15 protein-coding genes and 1 pseudogene are annotated in these 18,385 nt (G+C 57.1%); 12 read left to right on the top strand and 4 right to left on the bottom strand.

Annotated elements, in window-relative coordinates:
* Positions 1-4: 4 nt before the first annotated feature.
* The 5 genes from ACFC20_RS12425 (at position 5) to gntR (ending at position 4,566) form a co-directional block, all read left to right on the top strand.
* Positions 5-1,015: a TRAP transporter substrate-binding protein gene (locus ACFC20_RS12425; protein ID WP_375193281.1), complete on the top strand. Its 1,011-nt coding sequence runs from the start codon at positions 5-7 to the stop codon at positions 1,013-1,015.
* A gap of 65 nt (positions 1,016-1,080) precedes the next feature.
* Positions 1,081-1,683: a TRAP transporter small permease subunit gene (locus tag ACFC20_RS12420; protein WP_375193280.1), complete on the top strand. Its 603-nt coding sequence runs from the start codon at positions 1,081-1,083 to the stop codon at positions 1,681-1,683.
* Positions 1,676-2,992, top strand: a complete 1,317-nt coding sequence (locus ACFC20_RS12415) for a TRAP transporter large permease subunit (protein WP_375193279.1) — start codon at positions 1,676-1,678, stop codon at positions 2,990-2,992. Before ACFC20_RS12420 ends, ACFC20_RS12415 begins: the two co-directional genes overlap by 8 nt.
* 1 nt (position 2,993) lies before the next feature.
* Positions 2,994-3,524, top strand: a complete 531-nt coding sequence (locus tag ACFC20_RS12410) for a gluconokinase (protein WP_375193278.1) — start codon at positions 2,994-2,996, stop codon at positions 3,522-3,524.
* A gap of 43 nt (positions 3,525-3,567) precedes the next feature.
* Positions 3,568-4,566, top strand: a complete 999-nt coding sequence (gntR, locus tag ACFC20_RS12405) for a gluconate operon transcriptional repressor GntR (protein WP_375193277.1) — start codon at positions 3,568-3,570, stop codon at positions 4,564-4,566.
* Between the two features lie 4 nt (positions 4,567-4,570).
* Here the strand turns inward: gntR and yihA are convergent, their stop codons facing one another.
* Positions 4,571-5,194, bottom strand: a complete 624-nt coding sequence (gene yihA, locus ACFC20_RS12400; RefSeq protein WP_375193276.1) for a ribosome biogenesis GTP-binding protein YihA/YsxC — start codon at positions 5,192-5,194, stop codon at positions 4,571-4,573.
* A 179-nt stretch (positions 5,195-5,373) separates the two neighbouring features.
* On the opposite strand from yihA, the gene ACFC20_RS12395 reads away from it, so the two are divergent.
* The 5 genes from ACFC20_RS12395 (at position 5,374) to ACFC20_RS12375 (ending at position 10,400) form a co-directional block, all read left to right on the top strand.
* Entirely contained in the window at positions 5,374-5,982 is a 609-nt protein-coding gene (locus ACFC20_RS12395; RefSeq protein ID WP_375193275.1) for a c-type cytochrome, read from the top strand.
* A gap of 143 nt (positions 5,983-6,125) precedes the next feature.
* Complete coding sequence (locus tag ACFC20_RS12390) at positions 6,126-6,761, top strand: thiol:disulfide interchange protein DsbA/DsbL (protein WP_375193274.1); 636 nt, start codon at positions 6,126-6,128, stop codon at positions 6,759-6,761.
* Between the two features lie 57 nt (positions 6,762-6,818).
* Positions 6,819-7,679, top strand: coding sequence for an endonuclease/exonuclease/phosphatase family protein (locus ACFC20_RS12385; RefSeq protein ID WP_375193273.1), 861 nt, complete (start codon positions 6,819-6,821; stop codon positions 7,677-7,679).
* 329 nt (positions 7,680-8,008) lie between these two features.
* A complete protein-coding gene (locus ACFC20_RS12380) occupies positions 8,009-9,352 on the top strand; it encodes a hypothetical protein (RefSeq protein ID WP_375193272.1) in 1,344 nt (447 codons plus the stop codon).
* Between the two features lie 319 nt (positions 9,353-9,671).
* Positions 9,672-10,400: a TorF family putative porin gene (locus tag ACFC20_RS12375; protein WP_136631462.1), complete on the top strand. Its 729-nt coding sequence runs from the start codon at positions 9,672-9,674 to the stop codon at positions 10,398-10,400.
* Positions 10,401-10,529: 129 nt separating this feature from the next.
* On the opposite strand, the gene ACFC20_RS12370 is transcribed toward ACFC20_RS12375, so the two are convergent.
* Both ACFC20_RS12370 and ACFC20_RS12365 read right to left on the bottom strand, forming a co-directional pair.
* Positions 10,530-11,294 carry a copper resistance protein B gene (locus tag ACFC20_RS12370; protein ID WP_136631463.1) on the bottom strand — a complete coding sequence of 255 codons (765 nt, stop codon included), beginning with the start codon at positions 11,292-11,294 and terminating at the stop codon, positions 10,530-10,532.
* A 22-nt stretch (positions 11,295-11,316) separates the two neighbouring features.
* The gene (locus ACFC20_RS12365; RefSeq protein WP_375193271.1) at positions 11,317-13,152 is read right to left on the bottom strand and encodes a copper resistance system multicopper oxidase; all 1,836 of its coding nucleotides are present in this window, start codon (positions 13,150-13,152) and stop codon (positions 11,317-11,319) included.
* Positions 13,153-13,429: 277 nt separating this feature from the next.
* Between ACFC20_RS12365 and ACFC20_RS12360 the strand changes: the two genes are divergently transcribed.
* Positions 13,430-14,515 (top strand): OprO/OprP family phosphate-selective porin, encoded by a 1,086-nt coding sequence (locus ACFC20_RS12360; protein ID WP_375193270.1) that lies wholly within the window; start codon positions 13,430-13,432, stop codon positions 14,513-14,515.
* A gap of 282 nt (positions 14,516-14,797) precedes the next feature.
* On the opposite strand, the gene ACFC20_RS12355 is transcribed toward ACFC20_RS12360, so the two are convergent.
* Positions 14,798-16,939, bottom strand: coding sequence for a TonB-dependent receptor family protein (locus ACFC20_RS12355; RefSeq protein ID WP_375193269.1), 2,142 nt, complete (start codon positions 16,937-16,939; stop codon positions 14,798-14,800).
* Positions 16,940-17,771: 832 nt separating this feature from the next.
* Between ACFC20_RS12355 and ACFC20_RS12350 the strand changes: the two are divergent.
* Positions 17,772-18,385: pseudogene (locus ACFC20_RS12350) on the top strand (IS1380-like element ISMaq4 family transposase); the annotation flags it as partial.

The following is an 18,385-nucleotide window of genomic DNA, read 5'->3' as shown; positions in this document are numbered from 1 at the left end:
GACCATGTTTCTGACCCGAGTTGCCGCAGGCCTGCTGTCTGCGACCTTCGCAGTGAGCGCCGTTGCGGCCGATTACACCTTCAAGTTCCAGTCATCCGACCCCTCCGGCGTCAAGAATTTCCAGATCCAGCAGGAATGGGCCGACCGCGTCGAAGAAATGACCGGTGGTCGCGTAGCTATCGACCTGTTGCCCGTGGGTAGCGTTGTCAGCCATACCGAAACTCTCGGCGCCATGAACATGGGTGTTCTGGACGGCCATGTGTCCGTGACTGGCTACTTTTCCGGTAAGGATCCCGCATTCGGTCTGATTGGCAACACCGTCGGGGCGTGGTCAAGCCCGGATCAACTGATCGATTACATCAACTATGGCGGTGGCTATGAGCTGATGAACGAGCTTTACGCCCCTTATGGCGTGAAGTTTGTGGGTGGCGGCGGCACCGGGCTGGAGTCCTTCGTTTCGAAGAAGCCGCTGAATGGCGTCGATGATTTGCAGGGCCTGAAGATGCGCGCCCCGGAAGGCCTTGTGCAGTCGGTGTTTGCCGCCGCTGGTGCCGCACCGGTGAACCTGCCGGGCTCGGAAGTGTACACGGCCCTCAGCAAAGGGGTGATTGATGCCGCGGACTACACCGTGTTCTCCACCAACCACGAGGCGGGCCTGCATGAAATCGCGCCACACCCGGTCTACCCCGGTTTCCATTCGCTGCCGCTGATCGAGATTGCCATGAACCTGGAGGAGTGGGAGAAGCTTCCGGAGGATATCCAGGCCATCATGACGGTATCAGCCCGTGACTTTGCCCAGGATATCAGCACCCAGCTGGCCATGGCCGATAAGAAAGCGGTCAAGGAGGCCCGGGCCAATCCCGACATCACGGTTCATGACTGGTCGGCGGAGGAGCGTCGCAAATTTCGCACCATTGCCCGGGACCAGTGGAAGAAATACGCCGAACAGTCTCCCAACGCCCAGAAGGTCTATCAGTCGGTAACCAGCTACCTGGAATCCCAGGGTCTGCTCTGACAACCGAAACACGTCATCAGGCGCCGACCGGTATCCGTTGGTCTGGTTGGCGCTCGGAGTAGCCTATGTCTTCTGCACAAAGTACGGCCCGCCCGGAGCCGGGTCCGGACCGTCAGGATCTGCTGCCCGAATCCGATGAGGATGTCGGTTTCACCGGTCTCGACCGGGCCATTGTCTGGCTCGGCAAGAAACTGAGCCTGGTGTTCGCGCTGATCGTGGTGGTGTCTTTTTACGAGATCGTACGGCGATACGTGTTCGATTCGCCAACCCTTTGGGTGCACGAAACCGTTACCTTCGCCGGCGCCACATTGTTTGTCCTTGGTGGTCTTTACGCCCTGGCCACCGATCGCCACGTCCGGATTGTTCTGGTTTATGACGCAGTGTCTTCCGTCACCCAGCGCTGGTTGCGGGTGTTTCACCACCTGTGTGGTCTGGCTTTCTGCGCGATGATGCTCTATGCCAGCTGGTTCATGGCCAAGGATGCCGTGCGGGCGCCCTGGGGTGGCTGGCGCCTGGAAACCTCGGGTTCCGCCTGGAATCCGCCCTTTCCGGCGTTTCTCAAGGTCATCATTCTCTTGGCCATCGTTATCATGACGGTCCAGTTCGTGCTGCACCTGATCAGAGACCTCCGACGCCCGACTCCACGGGGGGAGACCCATCATGTTTGAGCTCGCCGCCCTCGGAATCGGCTACGGCAGCCTGGCCATGCTGCTGTTGCTGATTGTGTTGCTGCTGACCGGGATGCAACTCGCGTTTGCCACCGGCCTGGTGGCGCTGATCTTTGCCCTGGGCTGGTTCGGCCCCGAGGCACTGCCCATTGTCAGCAGTCGACTGTACAGCTTTATCGGTAACTATGTGTTCCTGGCCGTCCCGATGTTCGTACTCATGGCGTCACTGCTGGATCACTCGGGGATTGCCAGGGACCTGTTCGACGCCATGGCCCGCGTTGGCCGCAAGCTCCGTGGTGGTGTTGCCCTGCAGACCCTGGTGGTGGCGGTGATTCTGGCGTCCATGTCAGGGGTCATTGGTGGCGAGACGGTGTTGCTGGGGATTCTGGCACTGCCCCAGATGCTGCGCCTGGGGTACGATCGCCGGCTGGCTATCGGGACCACCTGTGCCGGTGGTGCCCTGGGCACGATGCTGCCACCGAGTATTGTTCTGATTATCTATGGCCTGACTGCGAACGTCTCCATCGGCGACCTGTTCAAGGGTGCATTTCTACCAGCACTGATTCTGGCACTTCTCTACATGGGGTATGTTCTGGTCCGGGTCTGGTTGAAACCGGAAATGGCACCCATTCCCGCAGACAGTGATGAACCAGAGCGTCCCGCTCCCAACTTCTTCAAAGCCCTGTTATTTCCGATTCTGTCGGTGGTTGTGGTTCTTGGCAGTATCTACGGAGGCATCGCGTCTGTGACCGAAGCCTCGGCGCTGGGGGTGCTGGGCATCGCGATCAGCACCTGGATTCGCGGGGAGCTGTCGCTGCCGATGGTGCGGAAGGCCACCATCAGTACCCTGCGGGTATGTGGGATGATCATCTGGATCGGTATTGGTGCCACCGCCCTGGTGGGCGTTTACAACCTGATGGGCGGCATCGAGTTTGTCCGGGAGCTGGTCTTCACCGTCAGCGGCGGTGACGGACTGGCGACGATTCTGTTCATGATGCTGATCCTGTTGATACTGGGTATGTTCCTGGATTGGGTCGGCGTGGCGTTGTTGACCATGCCGATCTTCGTACCCATTGTGGTGGAGCTTGGTTACAGCCCGATCTGGTTCGGGGTGGTGTTCTGCATGAACATGCAGGTGTCCTTCCTGTCACCTCCGTTCGGGCCGGCGGCGTTCTACCTGAAAACCGTGACGCCCAAGGATATTTCCCTGGGTGAGATTTTCCGGTCGCTGTTGCCGTTCATTGCGCTTCAGATTGTCGCGCTCGGTCTGCTGATCGCGTTCCCTCAGTTGGCGTTATGGTGGCAATGACATGACTGCGCTGAGGATTGTTGTGATGGGTGTGTCCGGGTGCGGAAAGAGCCTCATCGGCGGGCGTCTGGCCGATGAACTTGAAGTTCCCTTCTTCGATGCTGATGATTTCCACAGCCCGGCCAATGTCGCGAAAATGGCCAGTGGCACGCCACTGACCGACGCTGACCGCAGCGGTTGGCTGAGTGACCTGGCAGGGCTGATCCGAACGCAGGACTCGGGGCTCGTACTGGCCTGTTCGGCGCTGAAGCGGGATTATCGGGACCGGTTGCGATCCGGGAACGCCGGCGTGCGCTTCGTCTATCTGCGCGGAGAGATAGGCACTATCTGGTCCCGACACGCCAGTCGCACAGATCATTACTTCAATGGTCGCGCCATGCTCGAGAGTCAGTTTCAGACCCTGGAGGAACCGGGGCCTGAATCCGAGCCTGATGTGCTTGTGGTGGACGTGCGAGAGCCGCCTGAGCGCATTGTTGACCTGTGCCTGCAATCGCTGGGTGGCGACACCGGCGTTGGTGGAGCCGATCAGTGACCGCTCGCGTATCATGGGTGCCCAGTTGTTTCAGGGAAATTGAATGGTGAAGAAAAGACGCCCCACCTTGCAGGACATTGCCGACCGGGTTGGCGCTACCAAGATGACCGTGAGCCGGTGTCTTCGCGGCGGCAACAATGTTTCCGAACGCATGCGGGAACGCATTTTTGCGGAGGCCGAAGCCCTCGGCTACATTCCAAACCGCGCCCCGGACCTGTTGTCAAAGTCCACCAGCCACGCCATCGGCGTGCTCCTGCCTTCACTGACCAACCAGGTCTTCGCGGATGTGATCAAGGGCATTGAGTCGATTACCGAGCCCGCCGGTTATCACCTGATGCTGGCGCACTACGGCTACAGCCCGCAGATTGAGGAGCGGAGTCTGGCCTCGCTGCTGTCGTACAACGTGGACGGCGTGATCCTGTCCGAGAGCCACCATACCGAACGCACCCTCAGAATGCTGGGTACGGCGGGGGTGCCCACCGTGGAGATCATGGATACCCATACTCAGCCCTTCGAGCAGGCCGTCGGTTTCAACAATGTGCAGGCCGCCTATGACATGGTCCGGGCCATGCTCGATCGGGGGCGCCGTCGTGTGGTCTATCTGGCCGTGCGGCTTGATGCCCGGACGCTGCAGCGCCAGGAAGGCTACAACCGGGCCATGGAAGAACGGTGGCTGACGCCGGTGACCCTGCGCAGCGAACAACGCTCCTCATTCAGTGTCGGTGCAACCCTTCTTGAACAAATACTGAGTGAGGCGCCAGACACCGACGCCATCTTCTGTACCAACGACGACGTGGCCATCGGTGCCTTTTTCGAATGTCAGCGTCAGGGAATCGCGGTGCCCGAGCGGATGGCCATTGCCGGCTTTCATGGCCATGATGTGGGCCAGGTGATGGTGCCCAGGCTGGCCAGCGTGGTAACCCCCCGGGAGGACGTGGGTCGCAGGGCCGCAGAAACCCTGCTGGCCCGAATTTCCGGCGCGGGCCCTGAGCCCCGGGTGATCGACCTGGGTTACCGGATCGAGCCTGGCGGGACGCTCTGAGCGGTCAGTCGCTCTCCAGCCAGGCGGTGAGGGCGTCCCGACATTCGTCCACACCCCGTTTTGAGGTGGCCGAAAACATGATCAGATGCTCGACGCACTGGAACGACTGCAGCTTCTTGCCAATGGTCAGCATGCTGGTTTTCGCTTGTCCGAATTTCAGCTTGTCGGCCTTGGTGACGAGAATCATCAGCGGCAGGTTGTTATGTTCGCACCATTCCACCATCATTTGGTCGAAATCCGTGAGCGGGTGGCGAATGTCCATCACCAGAACCAGGCCGCGCAGGCAGCGCCGATCGTTCAGGTAGTGACCCAGATGTTCCTGCCAGTCGTCTTTCATGTCCCGGGAGACCTTGGCGTAGCCGTAGCCGGGCAGGTCCACCAGCCGGCACTGCTCCCGGTTCAGAGAGAAAAAGTTGATCAGCCGGGTGCGTCCGGGCGTTTTACTGGTGCGGGCCAGTTTGCCGTTGGCGGTGATCGCGTTCAGTGCGCTGGATTTGCCGGCATTGGAACGGCCGGCAAACGCCACCTCGGCACCCACATCCGGCGGGCATTCGTCCAGGCGGGAGGCGCTGATCAGGAACCGGGCGCTGTTGAAGGAGAGGCTTTTGGAGGTCAGTTCGGGGTCCACAGCGGTTGGCTTTCCTTTGGATTTCAGTTATCAGGGATTAATGTATAATGCTACACCAATTCCGGGCGGAGCGCTGAGCGCAACCGCTGTCAGCCCCGGTCTTGAGCCTGCCTGGTCAGAGCCTGCCGGTTGTACGACGAAGAATACCCTTTAAAAAAGATGAGAGAAGCGGAGCGAGCATGAAAAAACTGATCGCAGGAGTTGTTCTCGGTTTGGGCCTGACAGCGATGGCCCACGGGGCAGGAGATCCTCAGGCAGGCGAGCAGAACGCGGCGGTGTGTGCCGGTTGTCACGGTCAGGGTGGCCAGAAGCCGGTAATGGGTGTGTACCCGAAGCTGTCAGAATTGGGCGAACGCTACCTGTACAACCAGCTGACCCTGATCAAGAGCAAGGAGCGCATGATTCCTGAAATGACCGGCATCCTCGACAACATGTCGGATCAGGATCTGCAGGACCTGGCGGCCTACTTTGACAGCCAGGAGATGATTGTCAGCCAGGCGGATCCCGATCTGGTAGACGCGGGCGCGCAACTGTATCGCGGTGGCAACCTGGCCACCGGCGTGCCAGCCTGTGCCGGCTGTCATAACCCCCAGGGCAAAGGTAACGAGCCCGCCGGCTATCCGCATCTTGGTGGCCAGAACGCCGAGTACGTATCGAAGCAGCTGAAAGCCTATCGAGAGGGCACCCGCGACGCTGGTGCCAATGCTTCCATCATGATGGACGTTGCCTCCAAGCTGACCGATGCTGAAATCGAGGCGGTCGCAAGCTACATTTCCGGCCTCAACTGAGCCGGCGGCTCCAGCCTGAAAACCCCGCGCCACGCGGGGTTTTTTTATGCCCTTTCAACTCTGTAACCGCCGGCGTGTGGAACTTTTCAGCCCCGGTAGGTCATAATCCCCCGACGAGATATTCAGATGAGCGGAGATTTTTCATGATTCGATTCTTCAGACTGGCCCTGCTGGCGTTGCTGACCGTGGGTGTTTCCGCGCTGGCCAATGCTGCCGAGTGGCAGGAAGGCACCCACTACAACCGGCTGGACAATCCGGTGCGCACCAGTAGCGACTCCGGAGTCGAGGTGGCCGAGATCTTCTGGTACGGCTGTCCGCACTGTTATAACTTCAAGCCGCTGGTGGAGAACTGGGAAGCCAACGCGCCAGAGTACGTGAACTTCGTGAAAATTCCGGCCGCTCTGGGGCGCAGCTGGGAACCCCACGCCTACGCGTTTTATGCGCTGGAAGCCATGGGACAGCGGGAAAAAGTTCACGATGCGCTGTTTGATGCCCTGGCCGGAGAGCGCCGTCCGCTGAACACGCCTGAGGCGCTGGCGGACTTTGTGGCCCAGCACGGCGTGGACCGGGAAGAGTTTCTGAAGAATTACAAGAGCTTTGGCGTGAACGCCAGGGTTCAGAAGGCGCAGTCAAAGATTCGGGGCGCGCGCGTAACCGGAACTCCGACTATGCTGGTTAATGGCAAGTACACCGTGACTGCATCCATGGCCGGCAGCCATGAGGCGGTTCTGGACGTGGTGGACTATCTTGTTGCCAAGGAGCGTGGAGAGGTCGAATAACCGTCGTCTCTCTGGACGCCGGGAAATCTGGGTGGCCGGCCGGTTGAGACTGCCCCTATGTACAAGCGGATCCGACAACAGCTGAACGGTATTCTGAAAACGGATGGCGCCCCACGGGGCGCCTGCTCCGGCATGGAGCATGTGCCGGAATTCGAGCCGCATCGGCACATCCGCCTGCTGACCTTCAATATCCAGGTCGGCATCAGTACTTCGTCCTACCGGCACTACCTGACCCGAAGCTGGCAGCACATCCTGCCTCACCGCAATCGCATCGAGAATCTCGACCGCATCGCCTCGTTGCTTCGGGGGTACGATGTGGTGGCCCTGCAGGAGTGCGACGGTGGCAGCCTGCGCAGCGGCTACATCAATCAGGTTCAGTACCTCGCCGAGGCAGCCGGCATTCCTTACTGGTACCAGCAGCTGAACCGCAATCTCGGGCAGATCGCCCAGCACAGCAACGGCCTGCTGAGCCGGTATCGGCCACTTGATGTCACCGAGCACAAGCTGCCCGGCCTGATACCCGGCCGTGGTGCCATCATCGCCCGCTACGGCACTGAGCATGACCCGCTGGTGCTGGTTCTGATGCACCTGTCCCTGAGCAAGGCGGCCCAGCAGCGTCAGCTGGGTTATATCCGAGAGCTGATTGCCGATTACCAGCACGTGGTGCTGATGGGTGATATGAACGCCCACGCCGAGCAGCTTCTCACCCAGACCCCTCTGAAGGAAACCGACCTGGTTCCTCTTCCAGACACTGCCCACAGCTTTCCGAGCTGGCGCCCGGAGAAGGCCCTGGACCACATTCTGGTGAGCCCGTCGCTGGAGATCCGGCGCTCGGAGGTGGTCAGCTATCCAGTCTCTGATCACCTGCCCATTGCCATGGACGTGGCCCTGCCGGAAGGCTACCTGGAAAAATTTTGACTATGTCCGGTCTCAGGTTGGACATACCGCGCCCCACTAGACATACTTCTGGGTGTTTGACGGTGGCTGCCCTAGAGGTAAATGGTCGGCGACGCTAAGATCGTCTGAACATATACATAAGTCGTAGAAAAATGAAATGTAGCTGAAAATTCAGGTTCGTTTCAGGTTTCTGGGTCATTATGGATTGCCGCTAGACAGGCGCACCTCAAATAGTGCAACAAATACAAAAAACTTGGCCAATACGAAAATTAAAATAGGGAGTTTCAAGTGAGCAGACTACTCAAATCAATCGGCGCTCCGCTTGCGATAGCAGTTGCAACAACACCGGCATGGGCTGCAGAGCTGGTCGGCAGTGCATCACCCTCTGTGGACGACTTGAAGACCGAAATCAATCAACTGACGGCAGCGAAATCAATCAACTGACGGCAGAAGTTGAGAAACTCAAGCAAAGCGATTCGCCCTTCAGTGTGGGCGGTTATTACCGCCTGCAGGCGACCTCAGAAACACAAAATCTGGCCGCGCGTGGAGAAGAGTTTGGCGCGCCCAGTGATAGCAGCAATGCCTTTGTTGACCAGCGCCTGCGTGCAAAGATCACCGGCGATCTCAATGATAACGTGAGCCTGGTCTGGTTCGGTGAGTTCGATTCTCCCTGGGGTGAGACGGGAAGCTGCCAGGGTGACAACTGTGGCAAACTCAGCGCCGACGGCGTTGGCGTCGAGACCAAGAATGCTTACGCTGAACTGAAAGTGCCGAACAGCGACTGGAAGGTGCGAGCGGGTATCCAGGGGTATGGCTTCGGCAAGTACGAGAGTTTTGTCACCAATGACGACATGAACGGCATCTCCTTCGCCGGTAATGTTGGTATGGCCACACTCTCAGGCGGCTGGTTCAAGTGGGAAGAAAACGATAGAGATTCCGCGGACGACGTAGACTTCTACATGTTGAACGCCGAACTTCATCCCAGCGAAGTGTTCCACTATGGTCTGACCGGGGCCCAGATCAGCAACAAGAGTCAAGTTGCCCTGAATGGGACGGCGGCTCGAACCGATGATAATTATGTTGGCGTCTATGCCGACTTTACCGCTCAGAGTCTGGCTTATAGCGGCTCGGTACTGTACAAAAAGTCGTCTGGAGTCGATTCTAGTGCGACCGATGGTGATACGTATATGCTGAACCTTTATGCCAAAAAGCACTGGGACGGCGGTAACATCAAGGTTCACGGCATCTACATTCCGGCTGACGACAGCAGCAACGGTGCCGACCGCTTTGCGGCAAACCAGTCGGGCTGGGAGCTGAACAGCGATAACCTGCAAATCTTCGGAACAGACGTCTACTACAACAATGGTGCCCAGGGTGCTAGGTCAGTTAAGGATGCGGCTTACCAAGGGTATGGTCTGATGGGGTTGATGGTCTCAGGTGATCAGGAACTTTCCAACGACTACTACCTGAAGTACGGCACCGGTTATTTCCGCGCTGCCGATGATGCGCCCGACAGCGCACCTCAGGCCAACGGCTCAAGCCTTGGTACTGAAGTTGCTGCCCAGGTTGGTAAAAAGTTTGCGGGCCTGTACGACATCAGCCTACGCGGCTCCTACGGCTTCATGGGAGATTTCTACGGAGATGATCCGGAGGATACCTATAAGGTTGTCGCTATGGTCAACATCAGCTACTGATCAGCGCGCTATTTCATAATCCGCTTGAGCGGCCGGACTTTTGTCCGGCCGTTCTTCTTTGTGCCAAACATTTAACCTCAGGAAGATTCCAATCTTCCAACGCTCGTACCCGTTCAGTTTCCAGGCCCCGGAGCGCACTAAAAATGGGCGCCCTTGAGGGTGCCACTCCATGATTGCCTCAAATTCGGGCCTACTTGCCACCCCTCGTTCTCTCACGCACCCGAATGTTTCTATAACTATATGTATTAAAATGTTTTTATGAATTATGGCAGCATAAGTGCATATCGTTCAGTGCCATCAATTCAATACAGGGTGTACTATGAAGAAGCATAACTTGAAAAAACGCGGACTCCTCGGCATTGGCCTGCTTGCTGCCTTGCAGGCGACCCCTTCGATGGTCAGCGCAGAGGTGAGCGCCAATGTGAGTGCAGCCAGCAACTACCTGTTCCGCGGCGTGACCCAAACCGACGGAGCCACCGCGATTCAAGGCGGACTGGACTACGAGCATGCGTCAGGATTTTATGCCGGCGGCTGGGGCTCAAATGTGGATTTCGGCGATGGGACGAGCTATGAGCTCGATCTGTACGCAGGGTATTCCGGCGCCGTTGACGACATCGGGTATGATGTCGGATATGTCTACTATGCGTATCCGGACGCGCCTGATTCGATCGACTTTGGAGAGATCTACGGGGAACTCAGCTATGGCATCGCCGCTCTGGGTTTTGCATACACTGCCAACAGTGACGCAAGCGGGGAAGGCCTGTTTGTGGAAGGCGACATTTACTACTACCTGTCGGCTAGTGTACCGCTGCAGAACGACTACAGTGCAGGCGTTACTGTTGGCTACTACGACTTCACCGATGACGGCAAAGTCTCTGTGGGTGAAGCCAACTACAGTCACGCTGCGGTCAACGTTACCAAGGACGCCGGGGATTTCGGATCGTTCGGCGTCAATCTTGAATATGCGGATATCGACCAAAGCGATGCACTCGGCTCCATCAATTCGGACGACCCCAGATTTTGGCTCGGTTGGAGCAAGAGCTTCTAAGTCCGCTAGTCAAAAGCCTTCGCAGGTGAATGACCCAAACGACCCCAGCCTCGGGCTGGGGTCGATTCATTTAGCGAAGTACAAAGTCGACAGGATTCGTACTCAATTCAAAGCCTGGGCTGAGATGGCTCAAAACCACCACCTGACACCAGCAACGAAACTTGAGGACTCAGAGTCCTCTCCCTCCCCTTCCCGAAGATCTTTGGTGTCGCCCAAAAAGCGCGTGTAAGCAACCCCGATATAAGGTGCGATTTCTCTGGCGAAGTGATACCTCAACCGAAGTCCAAGACCCACGTTATTGACTCCGGAGCCTACTCCCCATTCCTCGACTTCACTGAACGCAACCATTGTTTCACCCCGGCCCTGAAGGATCAGCCTTTGGGTAAGCATCCAATCGTATTCAGCTTCGAGATCGTAGGACACGTCACCGTCCTCGGTCACTCTGAGATTTGTATCTACCTCGAACCAATAGGGCGCCAGCCCCTGGAAGCCAACGATGGCCGAATAACGCTCCTTATTAGGGCCGGGACCAAAGGTTGCCTGGGCGCCCAACCCGGCTTGCAGATCCCAGAAGGGGGCAAGACGATAACTGTACTGAACATCGAAATTTTCGATGTCGCCACCTTCACTGGAGAGATCGGTTTCTCCCTCAGTCTCGATCCAGAGTCGCTTACGATCCTTACCGGCCCAGGCTTGAGCATCCCATAGAGCGATTTCATCACTGCCATCCCGCTGGTATTCCATTCGATCGAACAGTATCTGACCGAATACCTCGCTATCATGGACAGGTAGAGGCCAATCTTGCTCAGCCTGTATTCCAGTGCCAGCGGCAAAGGCGCCCGAGGCAACAGTGAAGGCGCAAAGGCCAATAACCGGTTTCATTCGCTTCATCATAGTAACCACCCCTATTTAGCCCTCAAACGACCGAAACCACACGAAACATGCCTGCATCCATGTGGTAGAGCAGGTGGCAATGAAATGCCCAGTCTCCCGGCGCATCCGCTGTAATCAATGCGGACACTCGTTCGCCTGGTTTCACAGAAATAGTATGTTTGCGCGGGCGATACTCACCCGCTCCGGTTTCCAGCTCCATCCACATGCCATGGAGGTGGATTGGGTGATCCATCATGGAATCGTTGACAAGAATCAAACGGAGCCGCTCGCCATGGTAAAACCTGACAGGACCATCCACCTCGGAGAACTTCTTGCCATCGAACGACCACATATAGCGTTCCATGTTGCCCGTGAGATGAAGCTCAATTTCCCGCTCCGCATTGCGCTTGTCAGGCCAGCCGTCGACGCTTTTTAGCTGAGAGTACGTCAGCACCCTGTGATCTACCGTTTCGAAACCGGGGCCTGGGTCATCCAAGCGTGATTGTGGGTTAGAGGCAACCATGGCCGCTCCGGGACCGTGATTCTCCGGCCCATGAGAGACCGGTCTTCCGGCCGTTGGAACTGGCGCCAGGGCACCATCGTCCATTGATTCACCCATGCCGTGCTGACCATGCTTCATTGCCATGCCGCCTGCTCCCTTTGGCATTTCGCCATGGTTCATCGGCATGTCGCCGTTCATGGCCGAGCCGCCATTTCTACCCATCGCCATGCCGCCCATACCCATGGCAGCCATGCCTCTTTCCATGCGCGGGTACATGTCGGGCACCGGAGCTTCCAACCCCTTACGGCTGGCCAGCGTTCCGCGCACGAAACCGGAACGGTCCTGGGACTGAGCAAACACCGTGTGAGCGATGTCTGTTGGCTCGACAATGACGTCATAGGTTTCAGCCACACCAATACGGAACTCATCAGTGTCGACTGGCTGCACGGGCTGACCGTCGGCGGAGATGACGGTCATCGGGAGGCCGGGAATTCGAACATCGAAGAAAGTCATGGCCGACGCGTTGATAAACCGGAGACGAACTTTCTCGCCCGGACGGAACAAACCGGTCCAGTTGTCAGCTGATGTGGAGCCGTTCAAGAGATAAGTGTACTCAGAGCCGGTGACATCCAGTATGTCCCGCGGGCTCATCCGCATACGGCCCCACATGCCCGCCTTGCGCCATGCACCATCCCAGCCCATGGTTTCGACGTCATGAAAAAAATCGCCCACGGTACGCTGGTTGTAATTGTAATAGCCTTCGGCTACTTTCAAATTGCGGAACACGCTGGCCGGAGAATCAAAGGTCCAATCGGACAGGACCACTACGTAGTCGCGGTCATAGTCGACTGGCTCTGGTTCGGCCGGGTCGATAATAATGGGGCCATAGTGACCGAGTTGTTCCTGGAAACCTGAATGGCTGTGATACCAGTAGGTGCCATGCTGTTCGACCGGAAAACGGTATTCGAAGGTTTCGCCCGGCATGATGCCCGGAAAGCTGACCCCCGGAACGCCATCCATCTGGTACGGGAGTATCAGGCCGTGCCAGTGAATGGATGTTGCCTCAGGCAAGGTGTTGGTGACCCGCATAACGGCTTCCCGTCCCTGTTTAAGTCGAATCAGGGGGGCGGGCAATGTGCCATTAATTGTGATGGGCTGGTTTGATAGTTGGGAGCCAATCGTGAGAGGCGTTCTTGCAATGGTGAGGTCATAAATGTCTGCGCCATCACGCACGGTGTGGAACACATTGGAGTTATCCAGCTTGCCACTCGCATAAGCAGGTAAAAGGCTGTCAAATCCTGCGAGCAGTCCCATGGCGCCGACACCCTGAAGCAATTTACGCCGGGACATGCCCACGTGAGAGCGAAAATGAGCCATAGATGATTCTCCTTTTTGAATCTTCAGCCAGTATGTTACAGATCAAAACTGAAACAAGCCTGAAACAGGCGGTCGACCTTCAATCATCGCTTGAGCAAAGACTTGCTTCAGTTCATGCCTCGAATGGCTCAATAAGGTGGTCCGCCGAATCTGATGTATGACCAAACAGGATCAGCGAGGTACTGTGGATCATTTGTAAACAACCTGTAATCTTTGTCGAATAGGCTCTCTCCTGATGGTTCAATACCCACAGGCAAATCGAAAGGAAAAAACGACTATGAGCAAGAAATATTTGGGCTTGGCTTTGGCGATTTCTGCAGCGTCTGCCGCACAGGCCGGAACGGTTACGTCCAGCGGCAAAGACCTTGTGATCGATACCGACAGCGGTATCAAAGTGAAAGTGTCGGATAACTCTGCGTCTTTTCAGCTCGGCGGGCGCCTTCAATGGGATTACGACGCCACGCAGTCTGACGACAACGGTGTTGACACTACCGATTTCGACGTGCGCCGGGCACGCCTCTACGCCAAGGGCCACTTTGGCGACTGGGCGTACAAAACCCAGTTCAACGTGGCTGAGAGTGATGGCGCCGACGGCGGGACCGCTGAGGACCTGTACATTCGCTACCTGGGATTTGGCTCGACGGCAACCGTGACTATTGGTAAGCAGAAAGAGCCATTCGGCCTGGAACAATTAACGAGTTCAAAAGACATCTCGGCCCTTGAGCGATCCGCCATGACCGAGCGTTATACCCCCGGTCGCAGCGGCGGCATCCAGCTCAGTGGCAAAGGCGACAACTGGACCTACGGTATCGGCTACTTCGAGGCAGACGGCAATGGCGACGACGACTTCAATAACACGGCAGTAACCGCACGGGGCACGGTTGCACCGATTCAAACGAACAATATGGTTGTTCATCTTGGTGCGGGTTATACCACGCGTGATGCCGACACTCAGGCCGATGAGGTCGATACGTTTAATCTGGAGCTCGCCGGCGCTTCCGGGCCCTTCCATGCCCAGGCCGAATATTTCGATTCCGAGGAAGGCCAGGTGGATGTTGATGGCTATTACGTACAGCTTGGCTGGATCATCACCGGCGAAAGCCGTCCTTACAAAGCCGGAGCATTCAAGCGGGTAAAACCGGCATCACCCAAAGGGGCCTGGGAAGTTGTTGCCCGCTTTGAGGATGGTGACGGAAAATACAGTGATGTGGGGCTGGCCACAACTGACGGCGAGCAAACGACACTGGGGCTCAACTATTACGCCAACAGTAATGTCCGACTTGGCGTGAGCTATATGGATGGGGAAGAAGCCAATGGCGCTAGTGGAGATGAAGTGCGTGCAAGATTGCAATATGCATTTTGAGCGAATCGGGGGGGGCTTAATTGAGCTTGCCACTTGATAGGGCGCTGGTGAGGGAATCGTTGTGATTAAAAAAATTTCGGACGATTCAGCTAGAGTTCAGTTTGGCTTGATACAGTTCAATTGAGTTAACGAAGTACTCAGGTTTTTAGGGCGGATACTAATCCGCCCTTTTTTTTGCCTGTCTCGCTCATGCGAGAAACCCCGGCTGCAAACCGGGGTTATGACTCGAAGAGAATGCAAAGGCGAAATCGCCCGCCGGTCGAGTTGGCTTTGAGTTGTTGATCAGAAGTTGACGCTTAACCCCAGTGAAGCGGTGCGCGGCAGGTTCGCCATGGCGCCATCGGGCAAACGTGAAACAATTTGCTGTTCATCGAACAGATTGTCCACTTTCAGGAAGACATCCGCACTGGCGGTCAGTGCGTAGCGGCTGATGAAATCGACCAGGAACAGGGACTCGGTTTCATCCAGTTTTGTGGCGGTGTTGTTGCACCCCGCGCTCACACACATCTCATCGACGTAGGTGGCCACAAGGTAGTTGTCCCAGCCACTCGGGTGTTCCATACCTGTCCGGAAGCTCATCTGGTTTTCCGGTACGTCCTTGAGTTGCTCGCCTTTTTTCAGACCCGAAGCGGCATTGTCCTTGCTGATTTCCGCCTGGGTAAAGGTGTAGGTAAGGCTGACCGGAAGGTAGAACTCGCCTGCCCGGGTGCCGGTCTGGAGCTGGAACTCAACACCGGAAATTTCAGCCTCGCCGGTTACAAAACTGCCAGAGGTGGCGCCATTGCTGCACGGCGAGCCCACGGAACAGTTTTCGGCCTTGTTGGAGAAGTCGCTGTAGAAGCCGATCATTTCCGCGAAGAACGCATTGCCAAAGTACCGGAGGCCGGCCTCCCAGTTCTTGCTGGTTTCCGGATCTTCGTTTGCCTTGGCACCACCTCCGAGAGGGGAGAAACCCCGGTGCACGCCACCCAGAACCTGCCAGCTTTGGGACAGGTCATAGGTAAAGGAAGCGCCGGGCAGGAGTTCAGCACTGTCATTGGCGCGGGTGCTGTCGACGGTTGTGCGGCCGGGATCCGCGTATTGGGTGCGGCTGGTCTGTACATCCTCGTAGCGCAGGGCGAGGTTAACGCTGAGCTTGTCCGTCGCCTGCCAGGTGTCGAGGGCCCAGAAGCTCAGGGCTTCGCCGGTCTCAAAGCGATTATTGCTGCCCGTGGGGGCGACCGTGTTCTGGAACACCAGAGAGCCGTTGACCTGGTCATAAACATCGGCCGGCTGGAAGCGATCCATTTCATCTTCGTGGGCGCGGGCGCCGAAATCAAACTGGTGGCTGCCCATGTCGACATCAAAGTTTACCTGCACGCCCTGGGACAGGTAGTCCCTGGCGTTGTTTTTGTAATCCAGGCCGCTGGCGTCAACTGTGCCGTCCAGAATACCCTGGGCATTGGCGTCGCCGCCGTTTGCCGCGTCGATGATGCTTCCGCCATCGCTGAGCTTGAACCAGTTCCGCTTGAAGTCGTTGCGGTAGAGGGTAGCGGTGCTGCTTACGGTGTTACTCCAGTCGAACTGATGGGTCAGGCTGATACCGGAGTGGGTGTTGTTCATCTGGTCGATACTGGATAGCCCGTAGCGCCGGTTCGGGTCCTGGCTGAAGTCCGCATCGGTCAGGCCGAGGTAACTGGAGTTGGAGGTTTCCTCGGAGTATTGCAGCTTGGCGGTCACGCTCTGGCGCTCTCCCTGCCAGCGCAGCTTGCCGACGTAGTCCTCGATATCAAAGCCGGTATCGCGGCCGCTGCGGTCAATCTCCTTGAAGCCTTTCGCGGAGCGCTGGACGGTCTCAAGCAGGTAGCCCCAGTCGCCGGCCGTGTCACCATAGGTTACATGAACGTCGGTGGAGCCGCGGTCGTTGGTGACTGTCTCGACATAGCCCTGCCGCTCATTGGGAATGGGTGTGGAAATCAGGTTGATGACACCGCCGGTGGTTTGTGGGCCATAGCGCAGCAGCGGGGCACCCTTGAGCACTTCCAGCGAGGACATGCGTTTAAGCGTTGGGAAATAATAGGCGGCCGGATTGGAGTAGGGAGCCGGTGCGATCAGAATGCCGTCTTCCATCAGGGTGATATTGCTGCTGCGCTCGGCCGTGGCACCGCGAATGCCAATGTTAGGGCGCAGGCCCAGACCTTCCTCTTCCCGTACATACACGCCCGGGACGGTTTTCAATACCTGGTTGATGTCTGCCTCAACCTCGGTTTTCAACTGTTGATCGCCAACAACGTAGCCTGACCCCGGCAAGGTCTGGGCGGCAGACGCATCGCCAATGATTTCCATGGGTTCAAGCATCTGGGGCTGGTCATCGCCGGCGGCCCAGCTCATGCCCGGGGCAAAGCTGATCGCTACTGCCAGTGACAGTCGGGAAGGTTTAAACATGTGTTTCTCCGCAATTATTCGTATTTGAAATTCTAAATAAAAACGCGTTTCATTTGCGGATACGAATTTAAGGACTTTTCATAATCAAGTCAATAACCAATGTTAATGATAATGAGAGAGTGTCACCAGGCTGAAAAGGTTGAATTTCTCTCAAACGGGCAATTCGGAGGTCGGAGCGGGTTGGGCGGAGGGTGAGGGTATCAACTGGCCCGCAATCCGGGGCCAGCTTTTCTGAAGGCCAAACAAGCCGCCGGTGGTCTGCTCGCAATGTCGGTGATCATGGTAACCCGGTTCGATCCCTTACTCCGTCCACAATCTTGCCCGGAAAGAGCTTTGCCGCCAGAGCAGCGCAACCCAGAGCGCACGAAGGTTTATGAGTAGCGCCAATACCCATTCAAAGGCATTGTCTAGTTGACTGTACAAGGCAGGTACTGCGGCGGTGAGGATAACGGAGAGAATTCCCACCGCCAGTAACGCCCTGTACGGCTGATACTGGTGCAACTGTCCCAGTAGGGTATGTACCAGGATATGTAGCCTTCGAAGACAGCAATGACAAACGTATCATGAATGGTGAGCAGCAGGCTTAACGCCGCTGCTAATGCTAACCACCACAAAGGAATGCTGCGGCGCCGGATTGCCCTATTCATCCCGCCCCCGACAACTCAGACCTCCCCCAACTGTCAACAACAGTGAACATTGACCGCATTGGGGGCGCGGCGCTTTACGGACTTTTAGCCCGGATTTCTCATGAAGGGATAAAAGAAAGCGGCTGAAAGTGCTATAGTTTCAGGACCTTACACCGTTCACCAAGCACCAACAGCCGCTATCCAAAATGGTACCTGAAAAACTGACCTTCTCGCCACTGTCTCGCCGTCAAATTGAAGCCGATTTCTCCGGTGGTCATATCACCTCCGATGCCGGCCTGCTTTTGCTTCGCGAAGTCGACAACCAACACCAGCTCACTCAGCGCCTGGCTACGGTGCTGGACGATGCCCGTAATCCGGTACTGGTTCGCCACAAGCTTCAAACCATGATCCGGCAACGGGTCTTTGGCGTAGCCGCCGGATACGAAGATCTGAACGATCACGAAACGTTACGCGCTGACCAGGCACTTCAGACCGCGACTGGCGAAGCGGCCATTCTAGCGGGCAAATCAACACTGTGCCGAATGGAGCAGCGCGTGGACCGGCAGGCCGTGGTCAAGGCCCACGAACTGCTGTGGCATCACTTCATTGAGCAGCACGACGCCCCACCCAAGGAAATCGTGCTGGACTTCGATGGCACCGACGTTCCGGTGCATGGCGACCAGCCCGGCAAGTTCTTTAACGCCTACTACGATCACCATTGTTACTTCCCGCTGTACGTGTTCTGCGGCCGTCACCTGTTGGTGAGCTACCTGCGCACCAGCAATCGAAGCGACAGCCGCCATAGCTGGGCCATTCTGGC

Source organism: Marinobacter sp., assembly GCF_041984545.1.
GTDB lineage: Bacteria > Pseudomonadota > Gammaproteobacteria > Pseudomonadales > Oleiphilaceae > Marinobacter.
Note: the sequence above shows the minus strand (reverse complement) of the source record. Positions and strands in the feature narration are given on the sequence as shown.